Origin of the sequence: Myroides pelagicus (assembly GCF_009711055.1) — a bacterium.
In the GTDB taxonomy this organism is placed as follows: domain Bacteria; phylum Bacteroidota; class Bacteroidia; order Flavobacteriales; family Flavobacteriaceae; genus Flavobacterium; species Flavobacterium pelagicum.
The window spans coordinates 1-24,042 of the sequence record NZ_WMJY01000008.1; the positions used below are offsets into that span (position 1 = coordinate 1).

General features: G+C 34.2%; 23 protein-coding genes. 12 read left to right on the plus strand and 11 right to left on the minus strand.

What is annotated here, in order from left to right:
- The first annotated feature begins 224 nt into the window (after positions 1-224).
- Positions 225-566 carry an NAD(P)H-dependent oxidoreductase gene (locus GJV77_RS04900; protein ID WP_240142823.1) on the plus strand — a complete coding sequence of 114 codons (342 nt, stop codon included), beginning with the start codon at positions 225-227 and terminating at the stop codon, positions 564-566.
- A 77-nt stretch (positions 567-643) separates the two neighbouring features.
- Here GJV77_RS04900 and GJV77_RS04905 read toward each other — a convergent pair whose 3' ends face one another.
- From GJV77_RS04905 to GJV77_RS04935, 7 genes are all read right to left on the minus strand, one after another.
- The gene (locus tag GJV77_RS04905) at positions 644-1,282 is read right to left on the minus strand and encodes a DEAD/DEAH box helicase (RefSeq protein ID WP_155035241.1); all 639 of its coding nucleotides are present in this window, start codon (positions 1,280-1,282) and stop codon (positions 644-646) included.
- Positions 1,283-1,284: 2 nt separating this feature from the next.
- Positions 1,285-2,457, minus strand: a complete 1,173-nt coding sequence (locus GJV77_RS04910; RefSeq protein ID WP_155035242.1) for a sigma-54-dependent transcriptional regulator — start codon at positions 2,455-2,457, stop codon at positions 1,285-1,287.
- 22 nt (positions 2,458-2,479) lie between these two features.
- Complete coding sequence (locus GJV77_RS04915; protein WP_155035243.1) at positions 2,480-3,790, minus strand: ABC transporter permease; 1,311 nt, start codon at positions 3,788-3,790, stop codon at positions 2,480-2,482.
- A gap of 1 nt (position 3,791) precedes the next feature.
- On the minus strand, positions 3,792-4,712 hold the full coding sequence (locus GJV77_RS04920; protein ID WP_155035244.1) for an ABC transporter ATP-binding protein: 921 nt from the start codon (positions 4,710-4,712) through the stop codon (positions 3,792-3,794).
- A 185-nt stretch (positions 4,713-4,897) separates the two neighbouring features.
- The gene (gene dnaJ, locus GJV77_RS04925) at positions 4,898-6,031 is read right to left on the minus strand and encodes a molecular chaperone DnaJ (protein WP_155035245.1); all 1,134 of its coding nucleotides are present in this window, start codon (positions 6,029-6,031) and stop codon (positions 4,898-4,900) included.
- Between the two features lie 38 nt (positions 6,032-6,069).
- On the minus strand, positions 6,070-6,609 hold the full coding sequence (locus GJV77_RS04930) for a nucleotide exchange factor GrpE (protein ID WP_155035246.1): 540 nt from the start codon (positions 6,607-6,609) through the stop codon (positions 6,070-6,072).
- A 177-nt stretch (positions 6,610-6,786) separates the two neighbouring features.
- Positions 6,787-7,695 carry a TIGR01777 family oxidoreductase gene (locus GJV77_RS04935; protein ID WP_155035247.1) on the minus strand — a complete coding sequence of 303 codons (909 nt, stop codon included), beginning with the start codon at positions 7,693-7,695 and terminating at the stop codon, positions 6,787-6,789.
- A 263-nt stretch (positions 7,696-7,958) separates the two neighbouring features.
- Here GJV77_RS04935 and GJV77_RS04940 point away from each other — a divergent pair, with 263 nt between their 5' ends.
- Positions 7,959-8,300, plus strand: coding sequence for a PadR family transcriptional regulator (locus tag GJV77_RS04940; protein WP_155035248.1), 342 nt, complete (start codon positions 7,959-7,961; stop codon positions 8,298-8,300).
- Complete coding sequence (locus GJV77_RS04945) at positions 8,293-9,795, plus strand: PspC domain-containing protein (protein ID WP_155035249.1); 1,503 nt, start codon at positions 8,293-8,295, stop codon at positions 9,793-9,795. Before GJV77_RS04940 ends, GJV77_RS04945 begins: the two co-directional genes overlap by 8 nt.
- Positions 9,796-9,965: 170 nt before the next feature.
- Here GJV77_RS04945 and GJV77_RS04950 read toward each other — a convergent pair whose 3' ends face one another.
- Complete coding sequence (locus tag GJV77_RS04950) at positions 9,966-10,667, minus strand: OmpA family protein (protein WP_155035250.1); 702 nt, start codon at positions 10,665-10,667, stop codon at positions 9,966-9,968.
- A gap of 11 nt (positions 10,668-10,678) precedes the next feature.
- On the minus strand, positions 10,679-11,137 hold the full coding sequence (locus tag GJV77_RS04955; RefSeq protein WP_155035251.1) for a lipocalin family protein: 459 nt from the start codon (positions 11,135-11,137) through the stop codon (positions 10,679-10,681).
- 162 nt (positions 11,138-11,299) lie between these two features.
- On the opposite strand from GJV77_RS04955, the gene htpG reads away from it, so the two are divergent.
- The 9 genes from htpG (at position 11,300) to GJV77_RS05000 (ending at position 21,306) form a co-directional block, all read left to right on the plus strand.
- Complete coding sequence (htpG, locus tag GJV77_RS04960) at positions 11,300-13,159, plus strand: molecular chaperone HtpG (protein ID WP_155035252.1); 1,860 nt, start codon at positions 11,300-11,302, stop codon at positions 13,157-13,159.
- A gap of 675 nt (positions 13,160-13,834) precedes the next feature.
- Positions 13,835-14,812 (plus strand): EamA family transporter, encoded by a 978-nt coding sequence (locus GJV77_RS04965; protein WP_155035253.1) that lies wholly within the window; start codon positions 13,835-13,837, stop codon positions 14,810-14,812.
- Between the two features lie 288 nt (positions 14,813-15,100).
- Positions 15,101-17,764, plus strand: a complete 2,664-nt coding sequence (locus tag GJV77_RS04970) for a toxin-antitoxin system YwqK family antitoxin (protein ID WP_155035254.1) — start codon at positions 15,101-15,103, stop codon at positions 17,762-17,764.
- Positions 17,765-17,892: 128 nt separating this feature from the next.
- Positions 17,893-18,594 (plus strand): hypothetical protein, encoded by a 702-nt coding sequence (locus tag GJV77_RS04975; protein WP_155035255.1) that lies wholly within the window; start codon positions 17,893-17,895, stop codon positions 18,592-18,594.
- A 158-nt stretch (positions 18,595-18,752) separates the two neighbouring features.
- Entirely contained in the window at positions 18,753-19,037 is a 285-nt protein-coding gene (locus tag GJV77_RS04980) for a DUF2089 family protein (protein WP_155035256.1), read from the plus strand.
- A gap of 22 nt (positions 19,038-19,059) precedes the next feature.
- A complete protein-coding gene (locus GJV77_RS04985; RefSeq protein ID WP_155035257.1) occupies positions 19,060-19,650 on the plus strand; it encodes a hypothetical protein in 591 nt (196 codons plus the stop codon).
- Between the two features lie 16 nt (positions 19,651-19,666).
- Positions 19,667-20,578, plus strand: coding sequence for an alpha/beta hydrolase (locus GJV77_RS04990; protein ID WP_155035258.1), 912 nt, complete (start codon positions 19,667-19,669; stop codon positions 20,576-20,578).
- A 1-nt stretch (position 20,579) separates the two neighbouring features.
- Positions 20,580-20,972, plus strand: a complete 393-nt coding sequence (locus GJV77_RS04995; RefSeq protein ID WP_155035259.1) for a DUF3784 domain-containing protein — start codon at positions 20,580-20,582, stop codon at positions 20,970-20,972.
- 7 nt (positions 20,973-20,979) lie between these two features.
- Positions 20,980-21,306: an SdpI family protein gene (locus tag GJV77_RS05000; protein WP_155035260.1), complete on the plus strand. Its 327-nt coding sequence runs from the start codon at positions 20,980-20,982 to the stop codon at positions 21,304-21,306.
- A gap of 64 nt (positions 21,307-21,370) precedes the next feature.
- Here GJV77_RS05000 and GJV77_RS05005 read toward each other — a convergent pair whose 3' ends face one another.
- Positions 21,371-22,468, minus strand: coding sequence for a cytochrome-c peroxidase (locus GJV77_RS05005; RefSeq protein ID WP_240142825.1), 1,098 nt, complete (start codon positions 22,466-22,468; stop codon positions 21,371-21,373).
- Between the two features lie 55 nt (positions 22,469-22,523).
- The gene (locus GJV77_RS05010; protein WP_155035261.1) at positions 22,524-24,035 is read right to left on the minus strand and encodes a DUF6850 family outer membrane beta-barrel protein; all 1,512 of its coding nucleotides are present in this window, start codon (positions 24,033-24,035) and stop codon (positions 22,524-22,526) included.
- Between the last annotated feature and the right edge of the window lie 7 nt (positions 24,036-24,042).

Consider the following 24,042-nt stretch of genomic DNA (forward strand, 5'->3'; position numbering starts at 1 on the left):
TTTTGACTCTCTGTCCATTTACTAGTATCTTTTGTTAGTAGATATCTACTTCTTATAAGTAGTTGCTTGGCTGTATCTCCATTATCAAACTCAAAAGGTATAAAGTGCTCACCTTGTTTTTTTGCTTCTAATATTTGAGTGTTTTCGACATCTAAAGCTTTCCATCGTTCTTGTACCTTAATGTCTTGTACAGCTTCATTGACAAGCTTCTGTAAGGTGTTCCAATGTACAATTGGTCTATTCCAAGTGGACTAAAAGCTTATATCGACCAAATTATGCGTATTAATGAAACTTGGAAATTTCGCTCAAGCATTCCTGACGGTGATTATGTAGGACTACTAAAAAACAAACAAGTATACATTTTATCTAGTAGAGGTGATACAGGATATGGTCAAGGAGAAAAAAATCAACACATGAATTTTCAAACAAACTACCTCGAACTCATCTTTTCTATCTTAGGTGTAAAAAATATCAAAACTTTATCTTTAGACAATGAAGAATTTGGAGGAGATATCTTTCAAAAAGGACAAATGGAAATCTACCACGCAATAAAACAGCTAAAATAGATGTATAATACCACAAAAGCGATTACAGTATCTGTAATCGCTTTTGTGGTATTATATCCTATTTTTTTTTATGGCTCTTACTCCTCTTCTTCTTCGTTATCGAACTCTAACCACTCCATATCCTCTGTCATTGTCTTGTCGAAAAACATATCCATTTGCTCGACATAGTCTTTTCCAAAATACACGCGTTGTGTTTTTCCTATACTTTCAGATAATCGATATAGCTTAGGTTCTAAGCGATTTCTCAATTGCACATCAACATCGTCAATAACATACATTTTCAATTGATTAACGTCAAACCCTGCACTACTAAACATCTCGTTTAAACGGTTGGCCGTACCAATCAAAATATCGTTACCTAAAGACAATTGGTTTTTATCTTCATCCATATCTGTATGGTCATATGTACCATATACACGAATACCTAAATACTTCCCGTATAGATCAAATAATTCCAATAAACGTTCCACTTCCTGCTTATCTTTAACAACAATAAGCACCTTTGTTGCAATTTCTGTTTCAACAGGTACTTCACAACGCTGTATTGCAGCCATTATCATCGCGGTCGTTTTTCCTTGTTCACTAGGTGCTAAAAGGACAAAGTCTTGACCACTTTTAATTCTTCCAAAAGTAGCTTTTTGCATTTCAGTTGGCATCTCCAACCCGTTGCGTAATAAGTTCTCTTGTAATGTACTATTAATCTTTTTTAACTTCATAATTATTTATTCGCAAATAACTCCACATCTTCTTTAGAGATTTCTTTACCTCCTAATATAATCAAACGTTCAACTACATTTCTAAGTTCACGGATATTACCTGTCCAATCGTATTCTTTTAATAATTGTATTGCCTCCTCTGTAAGCACTTTGGCGACTGTTCCTTGTTCATTAGCTATTTGCTTGACAAAATGAGTTAATAACAAAGGTATATCATCACGACGATCATTTAGACAAGGTACTTCTATCAAAATTACCGCTAATCGGTGATATAAATCCTCTCTAAAACGCCCTTCTGCTATTTCTTTTTTTAAATCCTTATTCGTCGCTGCTAAAACACGAACATCTACTTTCACATCTTTTTCTGCTCCTACACGTGTAATCATATTTTCTTGTAGCGCACGGAGTACCTTTGCCTGAGCAGGCATACTCATATCACCTATCTCATCAAGGAAAATAGTTCCAGAATTAGCTAATTCAAATTTTCCTGGTCTATCCTTTACAGCAGAGGTAAAAGCTCCCTTTACGTGACCGAATAACTCACTTTCGATTAACTCAGAAGGTATCGCAGCACAGTTGACCTCTATAAATGGTTGAGCAGCACGTTTACTTTGCAAATGTAGTTGATGAGCCACCAACTCTTTTCCTGTACCATTGGATCCCGTGATTAAGACTCTTGCTTCTGTTTGAGCTACTTTCTCTATCATTTCCTTAATACGTACAATTGGTGTACTCTCTCCTATAATATCGTATTTCTTATTAACTTTTTTCTTTAATATTGTGTTTTCAACCACTAGTTTACTTGTGTCCAAACCATTGCGAACAGTAGTTAACAAACGATTTAAATCTGGCGGCTTAGAAATATAATCAAAAGCACCTAATCGCATAGTAGTAACTGCTGTTTCTAAATCACCGTGTCCTGAAATCATAACAAACACAGTCTCCGGCTTCAACTTTTTAGCTGCAACTAAGAGCTCTTCCCCGTCCATTTTAGGCATCTTGATATCACTAATTACAAGATCATAATCTTCCGCCTTAATTTTTTCTAACCCCTCTTCTCCATCTTCAGCTACATCAACTTGATAGCTGCTTGACTCCTCCTCTAAAATCTTTTTTAATACTCTTCTAATTGAGCTTTCATCTTCCACAATTAGAATTTTCGAAACTTTTGTCATACTACTATATTAGGAGTTTGTTTTAATACTTCAACCATTTGTATAATTCCTTCCAAGAAGGGCGCTTACCATACATTAAAATACCAATTCGATATACTTTTGCAGCAAGCCATACTACTAGTATAAATGTAGCAAATAATATAACAATAGACAATAAAACCTCCCATACTGGAACGCCAAATGGAATACGCATTAACATCACAATTGGCGAGGTGAATGGTACCATTGAAAATATTGTTGCTATTGATCCATGCGGATCATTAATCACTGTAAAGAAACCGATATAAACACCTAACATTAATGGCAACATAATCGGAAATAAAAACTGTTGCGTATCAGTCTCATTATCTACTGCAGCACCAATCGCTGCATACAAAGAACTATATAAAAAATACCCTCCTATAAAGAACACGATGAAATAAATAAACATTGACAACAATGGCAAACTCAATATCTCGTGAACATAGTTTTGGATATCTCCTAAAACTTCTGGTGAAATAGACCCTGCTGTATTTACTACCTCTACAGTTGTCATACCTGGCGTTCCATTTATACCTAATAAAAAGCTACTTCCCATCAAGAGAAAAGCTCCTACAACTCCCCAAATAATAAACTGTAATATACCAGCCATTGAGGTTCCTATAATTTTCCCCATCATCAATTGAAAAGGCTTTACGGAAGAAATAATAATTTCAATAATACGATTAGTCTTCTCCTCAATCACTGAGCGCATTACCATATTTCCATAAATAATTATAAACATCATGATGAAATACCCAAAAGCTCCACCAATAATAATCTTTATTTCATTAAGCCCTCTTACTGTCTCTTCACCTGTTGCTTTAGTTAGTTTTAAGTTAACCTTTGCCTGGGCTTGATCTATCACTTGTGTATCAATCCCTTTATTCTGTAGATTTACATGTGTAATTTTATCAGCTACTAATAACTCTACCTTACTAATAAAAGTAAGACTAGGGCTATCATTCGAGATATAATAGATATTCTTTTCATAGTCTGTTATTACCTCTTGCTTTGGAATATAAATAAGACCTTCATATTTCTCTGCAGCGACGCTATCTTTTAATATTTCAACATCTATTGCTGATAGATCTTGATAAGTAAAAGCATCATTATTTTTGAATTGTTTAAAAAACAATCCACTTTCATCGTGTATAGCTATTTGTTTGTTTTCACCTTTCATTGAAGCTAAATAGGCTACAAAAACCATTAAAGCTACAAAAAAAAGTGGACTCAAAAATGTCATAACAATAAATGACTTATTTCGAACCTTAGCTATAAATTCTCTTTTTATTATTAAGGATAATATATTCATTTTATTTACTTACAGTTTGAATAAAGATATCATTTACAGTTGGCAGTTTCTCTACAAAATGAGTTACTTGTCCATTTTCAGTCAATACTTGCAACAATTCATTCGGCAATCGGGTACCTAAATCTATCTCTAATTGAAGCTCATTATTTAAGGACTTAAACTCCGTTGTGGTCAATTTATAGTTTTCTGAAAGTTTAATCATTAATTGTTGAACGTTATCTGTTAGGATTCCTACTTGATACAAATGTGTTCTGAATTCCTTCTTAACATCAATTAACTTTCCTTCAATTAGTTTATTTGACTTATTAATTAAAGCAATATGATCACACATTTCTTCAACACTTTCCATACGGTGGGTAGAAAAGATAATAGTGGTTCCTTTATTTTTTAACTCAATTATTTCATCTTTAATAATATTGGCATTTACAGGATCAAAACCTGAAAAAGGCTCATCTAGTATCAAAAGTTTAGGTTCGTGAAGTACCGTTACAACAAATTGAATTTTTTGAGCCATTCCTTTAGAAAGCTCTTGTATCTTTTTATTCCACCACTCCTCAATCCCTAATTTTTCAAACCAATATTTTAATTGCTTTTTAGCATCTTGCTTTGACATTCCTTTCAGTTGTGCCAAATACATAGCTTGCTCACCTACTTTCATCGTCTTATAAAGACCGCGCTCTTCAGGCATATAACCAATATCTTTTATATGACTAGGGTTCAATAGCTGTCCATCTAATAAGATTTGACCACTATCAGGATATGTAATTTGATTGATGATTCGGATTAATGAAGTCTTTCCTGCACCATTAGGTCCTAACAATCCATAGATGGTTCCTTCTGGTACCGAAAGCGATACATGATTTAAAGCTACTTTATCAGAATATTTTTTTACAACATCATTTACTTCTAATATCGTTTGCATAGGTAAGGTCTATTATTTTGTGTAAAAATACTTTTTTATTTCTAATATTTTAAAGCAGTCCTACATTTTCATATAGGCATAAAAAAACCCAACCTTATTTATTCAATAAGGTTGGGAAAAATTGCTATGAAAAAGAAAATCCACTGTTTAATAAGTGTGCGTCAAAAGTATGACTAATTTTTTAATTACGAAAACATTTCCTTTACTTTTTCAAAAAAAGATTTGTCGTTTTTTGACGGCGTTGGTTTAAAGTTATCATCTTCCAACATGCTTTCGAAAAATTCCTTCTGTTCTTTTGACAATTTCTTTGGTGTCCAAACGTTTACGTGGATCAATAAATCCCCGTTACCATAACTATTGATTGACGGTAATCCTTTTCCTTTTAAACGTAGAATTTTTCCAGACTGAATACCTTCTTCTAATTTAATACGGACACGTCCAGTTACTGCTTCTATTTCTTTCGAACCACCTAGAGCTGCCTCTGCAAAGCTTATATATAGATCATAATGCAGATTATCACCTTCTCGTTGTAGTGTTTCGTGCTCTAATTCTTCAATGACTACTAATAAATCTCCCGCAATACTATTTTTACCTGGTGCTTCATTTCCTTTACCTGCTACTTTTAACTGCATGCCATCTGCTACACCTGCTGGTATTTTAATAGATACAGTCTCTTCTTGCATGATTAATCCATCTGCATCTGCTCCTGCTGGTTTGTGATCCATTATCTGACCACTTCCGTGACATGCATCACACGGTGCCGCTGTCTGCATACGTCCAAGCATTGTATTCATTACCTTGACTACTTGCCCTGAACCATTACACGTTGTACAAGTTTTATACGTTACACCTGGTGCTTGTATTTTGCGCTTTACTTTTATCTTTTTCTCTACTCCGTTAGCGATATCTTCTAAAGTTAGTTTAACTTTAATACGAAGACTTGTTCCTTTAACTTTTCGCTGACCACCGCCAAAGCCGCCGCCGCCGAATCCGCCAAAACCACCGCCGCCGCCGAATGCGCTTCCAAATATATCTCCAAATTGACTGAAGATGTCATCCATATTCATATGGCCACCACCACCGAATCCACCAGCTCCATCAAATGCCGCATGCCCATACTGGTCATATCTTGCTTTTTTATCTGGATCACTCAATACTTCGTATGCTTCTGCCGCTTCTTTAAACTTCTCTTCAGCTACTTTATCATCTGGATTTTTATCAGGGTGAAATTCAATAGCCTTCTTGCGATATGCTTTTTTTATTGCATTGGCATCTGCATTTTTATCAACTCCTAATATTTCGTAATAATCCTTTTTCATTGTCTTGTTTATCTATTATTTATAGGTTTGATACTATATTATTGTCCGATTACCACTTTTGGAAAACGAATGATCTTATCACCTAGTTTATATCCTCTTTCTATTACATCTACCACTTTTCCTTTCATCTCATCGCCTGCTGGTATTTGTGTTACAGCCTCCGAAATATCAGAATTAAAGTCATCTCCTGCTTTAATTTCTACTACCGTCAATCCTTTATTTGCCAAAGTGTCATTTAATTTTGTAGAAATCAACTTAACTCCAGTCAAATGGTCACTGTCTCCTTGTTTCTCTAACTCAGTTAGAGCACGATCAAAATCATCAAGTACAGGCATCATTGCTACCATTACTTCCTCACTAGCTGTTTTAAACAATTCGATACGCTCCTTAGCTGTACGGCGCTTATAGTTTTCAAACTCAGCAAAAAGACGCAAAAATTTCTCTTTTTCTTCTGCTAATTGTATCGTTAACTGCTCCTCTGCGCTAAGGGTTTCCTCTTGTGTTAGGTTCTCTGTTTGTTCTATATTTTCTTGAACGATGTCCTTCTCTGTATTTATATCTTTATTTTCAGTACTCATATCTTACTAAGTGTTATTGTTATACTTTGCTTTCTTTATAAGCAAATCCTTTGCCAACTATACATTACTGCCACAATGACACGATAATTATCATCACTCTATCCCTTATCTTATGAGGTACGCTTTTACCACCAGTATTTATATAATCTAGTAATACAATATTTTAATAGACACCCTCTATTGACTATAGATATCTTCCAAAGCATCAACTAAATTGCTATAAATAAATTGATACCCTTCTGATTCAACTTTATGCGAACTTACGCGCTGCCCTTCCAAGACGAGACAGGATTTTTCTCCTAACCCTAGTCTAATCAACCAACCAGGTATCGTAGGTAAAAATATTGGTCTATGAAGTACTTGACCCAAAGTCATTGTAAACACGCGATTACTTACCGCTTCTGGAGCAACAGCATTGTAAATCCCTTCTTTACGATTTATCATTAAATAATAAAACAATCCTACCAAATCATCTATATGAACCCATGAATATACCTGTTTTCCACTACCTAAGACGGAACCCATTCCCCAGCGTATTGGCATCGCCATCTTCGGAAGTGCTCCTTCTTGACTATCTAATACTAATCCAATACGCAATAGCGTCACTCCTATGCCCAATTCACTCAGTTGAGTATTTGCCTTCTCCCATTGCTGTACGACCTCTCCTAAGAAATTAGTAGCTAAGGTAAATTGATCTTCAGATTGTACTTCATCCGTATTTGCATAAATACCAATTGCTGAAGAGCATATTACTTGACTGACATTATGTTTTATCCTTTTTAATGTATTGTATAGCAGCTTCGAACTTTGTACACGGCTATCTATAATTGCTTGCTTTCCTAGCTTAGACCAACTTCCTGCAATATTTGCTCCAGCTAAATGAATAATTATATCTACTGCGTCAAAAGCGCTGACGTCAATTTCTCCCGTAGCTATATTCCAATAATAACCTCGAACATTATTTTTTTGCGTAGCTAACTTTCTTTTACTCGTCGATAAAAAGTGAATCGTATGCCCTTGCTTTAATAAATGACTAACTAATCTTTTTCCTATAAAACCTGTAGCACCTGTAACTAGAATTTTCATAAGCTATGTGTTTATTCTTATCAAAAACACGAATGTAACGATATTAAATCATTTATATATACTTTGAAGTAACACAATAACATTATTGCTTCAACAAAGCTCTTAATCCCTTATAAACAGTAACCTTAGCAATAAAAAAACACTTCTTTTTAATTACTTAAAAAGTTAAAATATAGTTAAATTAAACTACTGTGTTATACAAAGTACTGTCTTTTAAACATATCTTTGTATAAGAAAATTAAGAGAACCAAAAAACAATATATATGAATATTGAGAACACCAAAGCCCAAATGCGTAAGGGTATTTTAGAGTTCTGCATTCTATCCATACTAAAAGAAAAAGATTGCTATACTTCTGAAATACTAGACGAATTGAAACAAGTAAAACTTGTCGTAGTTGAAGGTACTGTTTATCCCCTATTGACAAGGTTAAAGAACGACGATTTTCTTGGATATCGTTGGGAAGAATCCACCTCAGGTCCACCAAGAAAGTATTACTGCTTGACTGAAAAAGGAGATCTGTTTTTACAAGAATTAGCCAAAACGTGGGACGAACTATCAAAAGCCGTTAATCAAATAACTATTAAAACGACAAACGATGAATAAGACTTTAACTATAAATATTGCAGGATTAGTATTTCACATTGATGAAAATGCTTACTACAAACTCGACAATTACCTAAAAGCGATCAGACGCTCTTTTACACAAGAGGAACAAGACGAAATCATACACGATATCGAAATTCGAATCGCTGAATTATTTACAGAGCGAATTACAGATACCAACCAAGTAATTACAGTAAATGATGTTGATGCTATCATTAATATTATGGGAAAACCTGAAGATTACACTTTAGGAGATGATGAAACCACACAAGAGACACAATTCGTCTATTCTGGATCTAAAAAATTATATAGAGATAGTAAAAATGGAATATTAGGAGGGGTATTATCTGGACTATCTCATTATTTAAAAATCGATGTGTTGTGGTTACGTATCCTTTTCTTAATCTTAGTATTGTTCTATGGAACAGGAGTATTGTTATATTTCATCTTCTGGATTGTAGTCCCAAAGGCAAAAACTACGTCACAAATACTAGAAATGGAACGAGAACCTATTAATATCTCCACTATTGAAAAAAAAGTAAAAGACAACATTGATTATGTGACTAACAAAATTAATGATGTGGATTATAACAAAATTAAACAAACCACTGAAAAAGCAGGACAAAAAAGTGCTAAGTGGTTAAAGAATTTGATTGGTATTTTCCTAATTGCTATTAGTAGTTTAGCGTTATTGGGTATCATCATAGGAGGTATCGCTACCTATGTAAACAAAGATATAATCATCACAGAAGGGATAAACAACCATATCCCTTTCTTTGTAACATCTCCTTTTACATATACCTTGAGTACAACCCTAGCTTTCTTTATTGCAGCTATTCCTTTCATTGGATTGATACTTATCGGACTTAGACTGATCTATACGAACATTCGATATGTCTTTGCTACCATAGTAGGACTATTTATTGTATGGCTGGTTCTAATTGGCGCATTCGCAGTTCCATTTTTAAACATGAAAAACTACGACTTTAACCAATTCAACTCTGTTCAAATGGATTCAAAGGAAATTATCCAAAAAATCAATATTGACTTTCCTGAAACAGAAGTATTACACATTGCTTACGTAACTCCTGCTTTTTTTGAAACTGATTCAGAAGACTTTACGAATTACTTATCGACAAAACTAGCAAGTGATTTACCTGTTGATTATGAAATCCTTCCTACTTACCAAAACAATACGTATGTAAAGATAAATGGTGATTTCTCTAAGACTATTACAACAAAAAACAAGCAAATGGCATTAACGGTTGATATCGAAAGTATCAAAACACGCAAAGTAAAAGACACACTTGTTGTTTCGGATACCTATTTAGACGCTAAAGACTTGGAATTCAAAATTTACATACCTGTAGGTAAAAACATATACATCGATGCGAAAACAAAAGAAAACTTAGATGATGATGACTTTGCACATATAAAAGAAAACCACACATACAAAATGAGTGAGGACAGAGTCTTAAGCTGTACAGATTGTTAGACTTGTCATCGAACAATTACTATTACTTATTCAAAAATCTAAAAACGAGTAACCTTAAAAGGTTACTCGTTTTTACTTTGTTAGCGAACACCTATTCACTTTATCTAACAAAAAAGTGTCGTAGATAAACTACAACACTCCTTTATATATCATGTAAAAGCAGAATCTAATTAATAGCTTCCTGCTTCGTTTTGTGCATCTTGAATCATTTTCTCATTCGCTCGAATACCAAATTCAACACGTCTATTTTGTGCTCTACCTGAATCTGTATCGTTTGAAGCAATTGGATCAGCAATTCCCAATCCATCTGTTTTGATACGAGAATGTGCTACCCCATTCTGTACTAAATATTGTTTTACAGAGGCAGCTCTTCTTTTTGATAGAGCAAGATTATACTCCTCTCTACCTGTATTATCAGTATAACCGTAAATATCAATATAAGTATCTGGTTCTTCTTTAAAGACAATTATCAACTTGTCAAGGTTAGCTTTTGCTTTATCAGTAAGTGTTGCTTGATTAAGGGCAAAGTTTACAGAGTTTTCTCCTAAGACTAATTTAATTCCCTCACCTACACGCTCTACTTGAGCTCCTGGTACAGTTTGCTCAATTTTGCGTGCTTGTTTATCCATTTTATTTCCAATGGTACCACCGGCAGCACCACCGATTACTCCTCCTAGTACAGCTCCTAGTGCTCCATTACCTCCTTTACCTATATTATTACCCAATATACCGCCAATAATAGCACCACTCGTAGCACCTATTGCCGCACCACGCTGGGTATTATTCGAATTCTTTACAGCAGTACAGCTCGTAAAACTAATTGATGTAGCTAGTAGCGTACCCGCTAATGCATAAGTTGCTATTTTTTTCATACCTAACAATTTTAATTTTTCACGAATTTATATGTTACATCATAAGCCTGACCTCCTGCATAAAATTTATCTACTAATTCAAATGAAGTCGCGGTCTGATTTTTCACATGCATCGAATATCCTGTAGTAATGTGTTTAGCTTTTACACCTTCATCGATAAATTTAAACTCAAACTGACCTGCTGGAGAAATAGTCCACTTGAAATCACTTTCAAATGCTGGACAGTTACCTGCTTTTGTCAAAGCTAAATGACCTGTATTATTATTTGATACAAAGTTCCACTGGCTACCTACAAAACAGTCTGCATCTGCGATATTAAAAGAATTAACCTTTACGAGGTCCCCTCCTAATCTGTTTACCTTCACTAAAGTCCAGTTTCCTTTTAGTCCTACTTGTGACTTTGTATCCATTGTGGGCTTACACGAAGCAACAAACAAAGCTATTGCTCCTAAATAAAGTACTTTTTTCATATCCTTTTATTATTTTCAAATTTTTCATTACAAATTTACAAAGAATCAATATACCTCAGACACTAATCTGCCAAATTGACACTTTTTTTTCATTTGGTATCTTTTTTGTTTTTTAGCCATTACAAAATACGAAGATTATATAACAACATTAAATATAATATTATGACATCTGGAAAAATTAACGTTACAGTGGAAAACATATTCCCACTAATCAAAAAGTTCTTGTACAGTGATCACGAAATCTTTTTAAGAGAGTTAATTTCAAATGCAACTGACGCAACACTAAAATTAAAACACCTAACAACTATAGGAGAGACTGACGTAGAATATGGCAATCCTATCATTGAGGTAAAAATAGATAAAGAAAACAAAAAACTGCACATCATCGACCAAGGTCTAGGAATGACTAAGGAAGAAGTAGAAAAGTATATCAACCAAGTAGCTTTCTCTGGAGCGGAAGAATTCTTAGAAAAATACAAAGACTCAGCAAAAGACTCAGGAATTATTGGACATTTCGGGTTAGGATTCTACTCTGCCTTTATGGTTGCTGATAAAGTAGAAATCTTCACTAAATCATACAAAGGCGAAGCTGCTGCGCACTGGACTTGTGACGGTAGCCCTGAGTATACCTTAGAGGCATGTGATAAAGCAGACAGAGGAACAGAAATCGTATTACATATCGCAGAAGATTCTTTAGAATTTTTAGAAGAATCAAAAATTCGTGAATTACTTGTAAAATACAACAAGTTCATGCCTGTAGCTATCAAATTTGGTACACACGAAGAAGGTGAAGGTGACGATAAAGTAGAAGTTGATACTATCATTAACAACCCTACTCCAGCATGGACAAAACAACCTTCTGAGCTTTCAGACGAAGATTACAAAAACTTTTATAGAGAGTTGTATCCAACACAGTTTGAGGAACCTCTATTCCACATTCACTTAAATGTTGATTATCCTTTTAACCTTACGGGTATTTTATACTTCCCTAAGTTAAGTGCTGATTTATCGATGCAGAAGGACAAAATCCAATTGTACCAAAACCAAGTTTTCGTTACTGATAATGTAGAAGGTATCGTTCCTGACTTCCTTACGATGTTAAAAGGGGTGATTGATTCTCCAGACATCCCATTAAACGTTTCGCGTTCTTACCTACAAGCAGATGGTAATGTGAAAAAGATCTCTAACTATATCACACGTAAAGTTGCTGATAAGTTGAAATCTTTATTTAATGAAAACAGAGAAGACTTTGAAAGCAAATGGAATGATATCAAAGTTGTATTGGAATACGGTATGCTTTCAGAAGAAAAATTCTACGAAAAAGCAACCTCTTTTGCTCTTTATCCTACGGTAGATGGCAAATACTATACCTTAGAAGAGTTGAAAGAAGCTACAAAAGATGTACAAACTGACAAAGATGGTAATCTTGTCATCTTATATGCCTCAAACAAAGATGCTCAACACAGTTATATTACGGCTGCTCAAAATAAAGGATACCAAGTTGTACTACTTGACTCTCCTATCGTATCTCACTTAATTCAAAAACTAGAAAGTGAAAACGAAAAAATGACGTTCACACGTGTTGATGCTGATCACATCAATAACTTGATCAAGAAAGAAGAGGACACGATCTCTAGACTTTCTGAAGATGAACAAAAATCACTTCAGGAGATCGTAGAGAATTTAGTTCCTAAAGACAAATACACCGTAAAATTAGAAGCTATGGACAGCGCTGATGAGCCATTCATTCTGACGCAACCTGAGTTTATGCGTCGTATGAAAGAGATGAGCCAATCATCAGGTGGCGGAGGTATGTTTGGTATGGGGAACCTACCAGAGATGTATAACCTTACAATTAATACAAACTCTGATTTGGCTAGTAACATCATCAACAACAAAGATGAAGCTACAAGATCAGAAAGCATTAAACAAGCAATGGATTTAGCCAAACTTTCACAAGGTTTATTAAAAGGAGAAGAACTTACTGCTTTTGTGAAAAGAAATTTCAACAACTTGAAATAGTTAATACCCTTTATATTTTGATTTTTAAAAAGCTGAGTGATTACACTCAGCTTTTTTTGTATTAATGACTCCTATTTATAGCTGTCTTTATTTTATATACAATACTTTCTCTTCTAAACGCTTATCGCTTTGAAACAAAAAGATTAGCTACTTCTGGCTGATAATCCCTTCCTTACAATTTTGTAATGTCTCTTTTTCTAAGTAATACACTTACTTTCTTTACTGCATATCTTTTCCATTTCCTTTAAAAACTTAACCATTAGTGATTTTCACTAAAAAAAAATATACTTAACCCACCCTAAACTAAGTGAAACAAACATATTTCTACCCTATCCTTGCTGATTAGTGCAGAATACCTGAGGTATACTGCCCAAAAACATAGTTCTCGGCAACAAAACTGCACGCATACCTCAAGCATACTGCACGCATCATTGCACATATCAAAAAATAAGATAGTCAACTCAAGGAACAAACTAAACGCTCAAAGCTAAGTAAATATCAATCAAAGTATTCAAAATACACACCTACAATTCGCGAACTTTTCATTATATTCAACCCTTATTACGTCTATTTAGTAACAGAATAAAAATATAACAATACCTAGGCACCAGGTAGACATTTGTCCTATAGGACAGATAAAAATATACCTACCTTTGCCTTGCAAATTTGAAAGAGATGAAAGAACAAAATAATGTGGTCAAAGGAGTTTTCCTTGTTGCTTTAGGTGCATCAAGCTTTGGTATGCTAGCGTCATTTGTAAAACTAGCATATAAAAGTGGATATACAACTGCGGAGGTAACTTACTCTCAAGTTATACTGGGACTACTATGCGTATCGTTAATTCACTTTTTTCGCAAGAAAAAATCAGACGAAGCAAAAGCAACGGGTAAAGATATCCGCAACCTGATTTTGGCAGGTACATCTATGGGATTTACATCTGTACTTTACTACATGGCTGTGAGTTATATTGACGCCTCTATTGCCGTGGTATTGTTGATGCAATCGGTATGGATTGGTGTAGTACTAGACAGTATTGCGACCAAAACATTTCCTAATACAACCAAGCTAGTCGCTATTTCCTTAATTCTCTTTGGAACCCTTTTAGCAACAAATGTTTTAGCCAACGAGATCAACCTTGATATAAGAGGTGTAATCTTTGGTTTCTTAGCATCATGTTCATTTGCTACTACGATGTTTGCTTCCGGAAGAATTGCAAACCATTTAACAGCTACTAAACGTAGTATGTCTATGCTAATCGGAGCTACTATCATTGTTAGTATTTTTGTTTTTATCACACAAATAGGCCCTAACAACTCAGAAACTATGATGAACTTATATCAACAATTCTCTGATAACACAAGTGGTATCCGTGATTTTGACTTTAGTATTTTCTATGGCTGGGGATTAGTATTAGCCTTATTTGGAACAGTACTCCCTCCTATGTTTCTAAATATGGGATTTCCATTGACAGGTGTAGGGTTAGGAAGTATTATTTCATCCTTAGAATTACCCGCTTCAGTTACGGTAGCATTCCTTGTACTAGGCGAAGATGTTATCCTAATTCAATGGGTAGGTATTCTACTCATTTTATCCGCTATTGTTCTTATGAATAGTAGTTTGTTGTTCAAGAAAAAAGAACTAGAACTAGAGTAATACACTGCTGAACTAGGTGTATTCGTTTGACTAGTATTTTATATCAATATTACAATTACTTAACTTACTTATTACTAAGAGCCTTCACTAACCGTGAAGGCTTTTTTTTTCAACTAAAACGACAATTAAGTCAAAAAGAAAACTCGTCGAACAATCAAGTAATCCACTTCATAAAAACGCATTGTAAGCACCTCACTTATAATATCACAAATTCTTGTGAACATTTTATAATTTTTAAGATTGTTTACTACTTTTACTTTCTTATATAAAGAAAAAAAACACGATCAAATGATTAAAAGATTATTACCTGCAGTTGTCTTATCTTCTCTGGCTGCACAAGCCCAAGTTGCCAAAGACACAATCTTTACTACTAGGTATAATACGCCTGTAGAGAAAAGTTTAGCCCTAAACTATACTCCGTATAATGCTGAAAAAAAAACTATTCAACCCCTTAATACTTATACGCTTGAAAACGACCAACTAATCATAAAAGGACAAGGTATAGTCAGTAATTCTAAAACAATTTCTTATAATGGGAAGGTTAGTTATTTCACTCCTGACGGAAAAGAGCAAATGAGCTATATGTACAACGAAGAAGGAGAACCTACAAATGCTGTATCACACAATATATTTACAGGTGAAACTTACCAAGCCTCATTTAGAGAAAACTCTTCTGGTTCACTAGAAAACGGTAAAGTAATCCAATATGTCAATGGCGTGTACTATTTAGGTGAAGCAGAACAAGGAATTTTCAAACAATTTGAATACATCAATCCCGCATCCCCTAAAGAGAAGATTAATTTCACTTTTGATGAAGAAGGAAGAGTAACTAGCTCACAAACCTTTGATGCCAATGGTAATGAGATAGAAAAAATGAACTATCAAGATGGATCTCCTTATACTGGAACAATGTCTTATCTTGCGGAACAAGATTATGTATTTGCACAAACAGTAACCTATGAAGCGGGAGAATTAATTGCTCAAAAACACTATTACAGCAATGGTCAGCTAAAAAGTGAAATGAAGGTGGAAGGGACTACTAAAACAGAAACTTACTATAACAAAAACGGTGAAGTTTTGGGAACTTATACAGCAGATATGACCAATGGATATGAAGAAAATTATGATGGGCAAGTTATTTACTTCTACGATAATAGTACTCGTGATATCATTTCCCAGATTTATGAGTACAACAAAGGAACTATAGTAAAGTTTACCAACTTCTATACGACAACGGATAAAAATACCATTCAAAGTATCATAACTTATGACGCAGAAACATCTAACCCTAGTCATACAGTCTATTATGATAAAGATGGCAAAGAACTAGGGAACCTTACTTATGATGGGTATTCTCCACAAGATGGTACATCCTATGAAGAAAATGAAATAGTTACTTACAAAAATGGAGTTATTATTTCTAAAAAAGTGTACTATCCAAATACAAAACAATTAATTGAAGAGCAAAAAGACAACCTGAGCATCTATTATGCAAAAGATGGAAAAGAGCTTGGACGACTTACTTATAAAGCTGATGAATATTATGGTAGTAGTATACCATACAATGGAACTTCATACCTTCATTATGGTGGAATATTTAGCTCAGTAATCAAATATGAAAAAGGACTAACGACTTACGTAGCAGAATATGAAACGAGTCAAGGAACTCCTCCTTTTCAACTCGTACAAGAAACTTTTTACAGCAATAATACTGAGACAAAAAAAGTAAGTTATTTCACCAATGGTAAAGTAAAAGAAGTTCAATTACTTGAACAGGATTATTACAACACTACCCCGTCAAAGTCAACGTACTACGACCTTAAAGGAAAAGAAATTGGTACGTATGATTATAACACAAATACAGGAGTTAAATATGAGTATTACTCTGACAAGCAAATCAAGAGTATTGAAAAATTTAATGCTGGTGTAGCAACGTATGCAAAAGTGTATATTCCTGTAGAAGCAATAGCTTATTTGTCTTCTGAAGATGGGCAAGAAATAAAATACTTCTTGGCATATGAAATTGACTTTAATAAAGAAGGAATATTCTATGATGCACAAGGAAATATTGTCACTAAAACTACGTATAAAGATGGAGCTCCATATAATGGAAAGACGCACATCTTAGATGAGTACACACTAACGGTCACACCTTATGTAAACGGAAAAAAAGAAGGAAAAGAAACTTTATCTTACACCTATGACGGATCTAACAGTCCGTATGCTATAAACCATTATGAAGCAGGTGAGTTAGTGCGCGAAGAGACCTATGAGTATGACCAATTAACTAGTATTACTGATTACAAAGACGGATTAAAAAATGGTCTTTCACAGACTTATAATTCGGAAGGGAACTTACTATCAAGTATGGAGTACAAAGCAGGAGAACCATATAATGGTGTCTTAACCACAGATTATTGGCAATATACCTCAGAAGAGACCTATGAAAGTGGAAAGAAAACAAAAACTATTTATCGCACGGCTGATGAGGATAAAAAAATATTAGCTGAAGAGTACTTTACTAATCCAAACACTTCTGAAAGAAAAATATACGATGTTTCAGGTAAGCTAATGCTACATTACCGTATAACAAATGGAATGCTTAATGGAACTTATTTAAACTATGAAGATGGTAAATTAATACACCAAGCAACAATAAAAGATGGGATTCTTGAAAGCGGTCAAGTAGCTTTGAGAGCATTGGATTATGTATATGACTACTATAGTGATACAGAAGAAATCAATGAATACACTGTGTTAGATTATAAAAAGAATAAACTAAAACTAAGTATTTACAAAGCTGAAAATGATGAACTTCTTTATAATATGGACGCAAAAATAAATAAAGCTAATCAAGCTTTAGACCCTATCTTATCTAAGAAAATCGTACCGACAAAACTATTTCCACATAGTCAATTCAACACAGATGTTGAGGAAAGTTACGAAGGTTAACTCTTTCAAATGATATAACACTAGAGCGTCACGAAGGTTTATACTAAGTGACGCTTTTTTTAGTTATAGAACTATACACATTGAATAATTATTACTTTTACAAACCTACATTGTAAAATTGCTATTATATGTTTAAGAAATCAACTATACTATTTATCTTATTAACTACAGGGGTAAGTGCACAAGAAATTACACAAACCTCAACGCTAAAAAGCCAAGTAAACATAGCCTTCAAAGACAATACACCTTATCAAGGAGTATTGCAAACAATGCAAGGATCGTATAAAGTAAAAACCAACTATGATGAAAATGGTTATAAACTTGATGTACATTACTACACAGAAGAAAGTAATCAACTAGTAGCCTCTATCATGTACTTGATCAATAATTATGTTTCTAAAAAAATATATTATTCAGATATCACCCCTTATGCTTCTTACAAGGTAAAAGATGGTGTATTAGAAGATCAGTATACCCTGTACGAAAACGAAGAAGTTAAGTATGAAGCTACTTTTGATAAAGGAGTGCTAATAGAAGGTACTGTTGCCTTGAAAGATATTGGTATACTACCGAACTATATTGGACAGCGCAATAATCGTGAGACTTATACGGTGCTTAGTTTAGATAAAAAAACTTTAAAAATTGTGATTAAGGACAGTCAGACCGATGAAATCGTCTATCAAGAAAAAACAAAGATCAAAAAAAACAAAGAGTTTATCAATGCAATCAATACCAAGTTAATTACTCCAAGCAACTTATACCCTGATCACCCTATTAATCATTGGGACAACAGACAAGATGAAAAACCTTTATTAAAAAGCGACTTATAAAATAACTACTGCGCAAAAAAGAGACTCCTTGATTTTCAAAGAGTCTCTTTTTTTTCATTGAAACAAAAACACTAGAATATATTATCAAACAACATATAAATAATATTAAACTATTAATTAATTTTATTTATATTTATCTGAATAAAACAAAAAAATAAATGACCTTTAAATCTAAACTCCCTATAAACTGCCCGAGTTGTGAAAGTGAGCTCAAAGTCACTCAACTATCATGTGAGCACTGCCAGACTACGGTCAATGGTCTATTCACTCTTCCATTACTATTGCGATTAAGCAAAGAGGAACAAGAGTTCATTCTAGCCTTCTTTTTAAGTAGTGGTAGCCTAAAACAGATGGCACTTCAAATGAATATTAGCTATCCTACTGTACGAAACAAACTAGACGATATAATAGCTCATATCCAACAGCTACAAAAGACGGAATAACGAACTATATACCAACCAACTTATGACACTAAAAAATTATGTAATCAAACCGTTTGAGAATGTTCAGGAAAAGACTTTATTACTCATTGGTCTTTCTGCTGGAGTAGTCAATTGTTATTTGAGCACACTGACCTATTCTAGATCAATAGCTATATTGAAACAGGCCACTATCAATAAAAACCCAAGCCTACTACAGACACTTGGCGATTATGTCATTACATCATTAATTATGGCAATTGCCCTGTTTCTACTTGGCAGAGTAATTAATAAGCGAACAAGGTTTATCGATATTATAAATACCGTTTTGATTGCACGTATCGGTTTAGACATTAGTGTGGTATTCGATATAAATGGATATATGAGCAGTATAGTCAATCAACTACTGAAAAATCCACAGAACCCAGAATTACTCCTACAAAGCGACCCTTGGGCAATGATCTATCTCATCATCGTTTCACTGGTCAGTATACTGATGCTTGTTTTATTTGGATACTATATCTATCAAGGGTTTAAAACGGCTACACACTTAAAAAAGACCTCAATGATTATTGTCTTTGTCATCACTATTCTTGCTGTCGATACATTGACTAGATACATCACTCGACTATATTAACCAAACCGTTTACATAATGAAAAAACTACTACTAACTTTCGCATTTATATTAACTGTTGCTTATAGTTTTGCACAAGTTCCAATCCAAATAGACAGTGAGATAGACGGAGACTTATACCTTGCTAATAAAGACAGTAAGCAATTAGCTATCATCATTGCAGGCTCTGGGCCTACAGATAAAAACGGCAATAGCGCAGCTGGAGTAAAAGCCAACTCTTATAAATACTTAGCCGAAGGACTACATGCTAATGGAATAAATACATTTACTTACAACAAAAGAATGTTTGCTCAGATGAAAAAGCAAACGTTGAAAGAATCAGACATGACTTTCGAAGACAACGTAAAGGATTTAAACTTAGTGATTGATTATTTCAAAAAAGAGTACCCAAACATTATACTCATTGGACATAGTGAAGGAGCATTAGTTGCTACTCTGGCTAGCCAAAACAATAAAGCTGTAAGTAAACTTATTTCTCTACAAGGACCAGGAGAATCCATAGACAAAACATTGTACAAACAATTAACAACTCAGGCTCCTTTCTTTGCGAAAGCTGTAGAAGATATTCATAATAAGCTAAAAAATGGAGAACAAGTAACTGATGTTCCTCCTATGTTAATGAACCTGTATAGACCTTCTGTTCAACCTTACCTAATTTCGTGGATGAAGTATAATCCAACAATCGAAATACAAAAGGTAAAACAACCAATCTTAATTCTTCAAGGTGATAAAGACTTGCAAGTAAAAACAGATCAAGGTAATTACTTAAAACAAGCTATGCCTACTGCAACTCTGATCACCCTAAAAGGTATGAATCATGTACTAAAAACTGTAGTAAAAGATGAAGATAACTTAGCTTTATACAACAAACCTGATATACCTCTACATGATGAGTTAGTACCAAGTATTGTTAACTTTATAAATAAATAAGATGGAACCATTTATTGTAATAGGTTTACTATACGTAGGAATAAGCTATTTTCTTACACCAGATAATGCTGATGGTCTATTAGCTGGATATAACACGATGTCTGACGAGCGTAAAAAACTATATGATATTGCTTCTATGGTTAAGGCGTTAAACTTGACTATGCGCTACACTGGGATATTTATAGGTGTTTTTGGTACTCTAACTATAATATTGGAGTGGTTTATAGTTGCACAGTCTATTTTATTAATTGGAGCCATTGTACCGCTAATGAGTGCTAATGTTTACACACGACTAAAATACTCTAAAGACCCAATGCGCTGGTATGATTGGATACTTCCCTTAGCTATAAGTATAGGCAGTATTGTTTTGACTTATTTGACCATTACCAACTAACAACACTATGATAGCAACACATTACATACTCTTTCCCATTTTATTTATTGTACTAGGATTAATAGCACCTCATCTCAAAACAATCAATGGGATCATAGGATATAGAACTTATCGAGCGATGAAGAATCAGCCCAATTGGGACTATGCGCAAAAGTATAGTGGCAAATGTTTTATCTATATGGGAATAGTCATACTTCCTTTTATATTGATAGACTATCTTGACTTGATAAATTCTAAACTACTAAGTAGCATATTCTTTGTTACCATAACTCTAGCAATCGCTTTTATTATTTATAAAACTGAACAAGGACTAAAAAGACTCGAACAGAAGTAACAAAAGCCTCCAATTATGGCAATTAAAGACTTTTGTTTACCTATAATATTATCTTGTTGATTAACTATTCTCTAGGAAAGTCAGGTCTATCCATTTTAAATCGACTACCTGATAACGCCTCTAAGAAAGAGACAATTGCTTTGACCTCATCTCTTGTCAACTTTAAAGGTTTCATTAAAGAATCTGTTACGGGATATAAAGGATCTTGTAGTTTCTGCTCTTGCGTTGGATCAATCATATGCATACCACTATTGTACAAATTGACAATGCCTTGTAAATCGTCAAATAATCCATTGTGCATCCACGGTCTTGTGTTATTCAAGTCTCTCAGTGATGGGGTCTTAAATTTGCCTACATCATCAGGATTATTAGTTACTTTATAACGACCTAAATCCTCGTAAAATCGCTTGTAATACGTCAAACCGATATTGTGAAAAGAGTCATCTGTCAAATCCTTTCCGAAATGACAATTCATACATCTACCTTTTGTTCGAAACAAGTGCATACCATAAATCTCTTGATCAGTTAAATAGTTGTATTTTCCATCTATAAAGTGATCTACACGACTAGGCTGACTCTTAATCGTTCGTTGAAAAGCAGCAATAGCACGAATAATCTTTTCATTGGTGATCTCAGGACTACCATAGGCCGACTCAAACAAAGGTAAATACCCTTTCACTTGACTTAAACGTTCTGGCAATTCTGCAATATTCATAGCCATCTCATTATGTGCAGTCAATGGACCAACTGCTTGCTCTTCAATACTATTTGCACGACCGTCCCAAAAGAATACTTTTCGATCAGCAATATTGTATAAACTTGGCGTATTACGTCTTCCTTCCAGATGGTCATGTCCCAAAGCTACTTGTCGGCGGTCTGTCCACCCCATCTCAGGATCATGACAAGAACTACATGAAATTTGCTGAGATTTCGACAATTTAGGATCAAAGAACAACATCTTCCCTAAGATAACCTCTGGCTTATCTTGTGTCGTAAAATAAGCTGTATCTCTTTTAATGCTAGTCATTTCTTCCCAAGCTACGCCTTGATCAATCGTTGGCTTTGGCCACTGGCTAATAGGCTTCTTATACCCGTCTATTATCTGTTCATACGCTGGATCTGTAGTCCATGCTTGGTCAAAACTATACAAACACACTATCATCACACCAACCATTAGGCTGGTAAAACTTCTTTTCATGTCGCTATTATCCTCTATATTAAAACGTTATTCCTAATCTAACTCCCATGTATTGATTTACAGGAAATTCACTGTACTTTTCTTGTTGATACTCCACTAGCGTATATAAACCTAATTTACTAGCCAATTGATGATCATATCGAACAGAAAGATTGCTACTTATACAATTACTACTTTTGAGTAGGTAATCGCTTTCTAACCACTGACCTATCGATGGTTTCATCAAATCTGTATTTAACTGATTGTTCGCTTGGATAATTGCTCTGTGTTGAACAGAAGTAGAAAGTGTCAATACACTTTTACTAGACAGCATACGTCTATACTCTCCCATACCTCCTATAACCCCATAGGTAAATGACTGATTTCTATCCAATAACAACATGCTCTCTTGTTCTTTCTGATAAATATAAAAAGGCTTAAAAGAAACAAAATCACGTTGACCTTCCCATTGATACATCACGCTAAATTCACTATAATCAATTGATTTTTTATAGGCTTTTCGTTCCATTAACTTATCTAAGTTAGTATCTATATTCGTATATAATATATCTGTTCCCTCTCTTTTGAAAAAAGAAAACACCACATGTGCCAACAAGCGATGTCTCCCAATAGTAAACCCTTTGAAAGCATCTATACTCCACTGTTTGTTCTCTAATCTATTTATATCATACTGAGAACTGACTTGCTTGTCTAATTTTCCATGAGTAAAATAGCCCACTAAACCAAAGTCAATATCCTCATGAGAAACGATACTAACTCCTGTATGTATCCCATTATAATTATAATGAGCATCTTGTGTCTTATTACTAAAATAAAAACTATACTCTCCTAACCCCGTCATTTGATAAAGACTTGCACGCCCCGTTTGATTAAAAAACTTCACGTCAGTAGACTGTTTATAGGAAGTTAACTCGGCAAAAGTTCCTATCTCAATATCTTTGTACAAGTTATAGGCGATACCTGCTTTTAACTTCAAGTCAGATGTGGTCGCCTTTGGCCGTGGATCTCTATCTCTATGAGCCATCTGAGCTTTATAACTCATTTCTGCACCAAAGCGCCAATTACTTACCTGTTTAGCTACTCCTCCCATAAAAGCATAGGATTCATATTTATTCGTTCCTTTTGTAGAATCTGCTAATACATAAGGTCCGATATAATCCAAGTCTAATGATGAATTCCATTGAACTCCTTTATGTTGCTTATCTTGATAAACAACCTCACCCCACAATACACTGTTATTTTTTAATCGTTTAAACGAACTTCCTTTCACCTGAATGCCTTTGCTTTGATTACCCTCTTGCAATAAATAGGTTTTCTTTTTGTGTTGACCATATCCAGCATCAAAATCAGAAAAAGAATATATACTATAACCCGACATAAATGCCGGGTTACTAAACAAAACTTCTTTCTCTTGTCTTACTGGATCATACTGTTGGTTTAATCTCTGAAAATAACCCCTATCTTTTTGAGCATACCCAACAATGCTAATCAACCACAAGCATATAAACAAAATACTATTTTGAAACCTCATCAATATA

What these genes read in the sequence shown, in the direction of transcription:
- GJV77_RS04900 (WP_240142823.1), top strand. Translation starts at nt 225, where the DNA reads ATGTACAATTGGTCTATTCCAAGTGGACTAAAAGCTTATATCGACCAA.
- GJV77_RS04905 (WP_155035241.1), bottom strand. Translation starts at nt 1,282, where the DNA reads ATGAAGTTAAAAAAGATTAATAGTACATTACAAGAGAACTTATTACGC.
- GJV77_RS04910 (WP_155035242.1), bottom strand. Translation starts at nt 2,457, where the DNA reads ATGACAAAAGTTTCGAAAATTCTAATTGTGGAAGATGAAAGCTCAATT.
- GJV77_RS04915 (WP_155035243.1), bottom strand. Translation starts at nt 3,790, where the DNA reads ATGAATATATTATCCTTAATAATAAAAAGAGAATTTATAGCTAAGGTT.
- GJV77_RS04920 (WP_155035244.1), bottom strand. Translation starts at nt 4,712, where the DNA reads ATGCAAACGATATTAGAAGTAAATGATGTTGTAAAAAAATATTCTGAT.
- dnaJ (WP_155035245.1), bottom strand. Translation starts at nt 6,031, where the DNA reads ATGAAAAAGGATTATTACGAAATATTAGGAGTTGATAAAAATGCAGAT.
- GJV77_RS04930 (WP_155035246.1), bottom strand. Translation starts at nt 6,609, where the DNA reads ATGAGTACTGAAAATAAAGATATAAATACAGAGAAGGACATCGTTCAA.
- GJV77_RS04935 (WP_155035247.1), bottom strand. Translation starts at nt 7,695, where the DNA reads ATGAAAATTCTAGTTACAGGTGCTACAGGTTTTATAGGAAAAAGATTA.
- GJV77_RS04940 (WP_155035248.1), top strand. Translation starts at nt 7,959, where the DNA reads ATGAATATTGAGAACACCAAAGCCCAAATGCGTAAGGGTATTTTAGAG.
- GJV77_RS04945 (WP_155035249.1), top strand. Translation starts at nt 8,293, where the DNA reads ATGAATAAGACTTTAACTATAAATATTGCAGGATTAGTATTTCACATT.
- GJV77_RS04950 (WP_155035250.1), bottom strand. Translation starts at nt 10,667, where the DNA reads ATGAAAAAAATAGCAACTTATGCATTAGCGGGTACGCTACTAGCTACA.
- GJV77_RS04955 (WP_155035251.1), bottom strand. Translation starts at nt 11,137, where the DNA reads ATGAAAAAAGTACTTTATTTAGGAGCAATAGCTTTGTTTGTTGCTTCG.
- htpG (WP_155035252.1), top strand. Translation starts at nt 11,300, where the DNA reads ATGACATCTGGAAAAATTAACGTTACAGTGGAAAACATATTCCCACTA.
- GJV77_RS04965 (WP_155035253.1), top strand. Translation starts at nt 13,835, where the DNA reads ATGAAAGAACAAAATAATGTGGTCAAAGGAGTTTTCCTTGTTGCTTTA.
- GJV77_RS04970 (WP_155035254.1), top strand. Translation starts at nt 15,101, where the DNA reads ATGATTAAAAGATTATTACCTGCAGTTGTCTTATCTTCTCTGGCTGCA.
- GJV77_RS04975 (WP_155035255.1), top strand. Translation starts at nt 17,893, where the DNA reads ATGTTTAAGAAATCAACTATACTATTTATCTTATTAACTACAGGGGTA.
- GJV77_RS04980 (WP_155035256.1), top strand. Translation starts at nt 18,753, where the DNA reads ATGACCTTTAAATCTAAACTCCCTATAAACTGCCCGAGTTGTGAAAGT.
- GJV77_RS04985 (WP_155035257.1), top strand. Translation starts at nt 19,060, where the DNA reads ATGACACTAAAAAATTATGTAATCAAACCGTTTGAGAATGTTCAGGAA.
- GJV77_RS04990 (WP_155035258.1), top strand. Translation starts at nt 19,667, where the DNA reads ATGAAAAAACTACTACTAACTTTCGCATTTATATTAACTGTTGCTTAT.
- GJV77_RS04995 (WP_155035259.1), top strand. Translation starts at nt 20,580, where the DNA reads ATGGAACCATTTATTGTAATAGGTTTACTATACGTAGGAATAAGCTAT.
- GJV77_RS05000 (WP_155035260.1), top strand. Translation starts at nt 20,980, where the DNA reads ATGATAGCAACACATTACATACTCTTTCCCATTTTATTTATTGTACTA.
- GJV77_RS05005 (WP_240142825.1), bottom strand. Translation starts at nt 22,468, where the DNA reads ATGATAGTGTGTTTGTATAGTTTTGACCAAGCATGGACTACAGATCCA.
- GJV77_RS05010 (WP_155035261.1), bottom strand. Translation starts at nt 24,035, where the DNA reads ATGAGGTTTCAAAATAGTATTTTGTTTATATGCTTGTGGTTGATTAGC.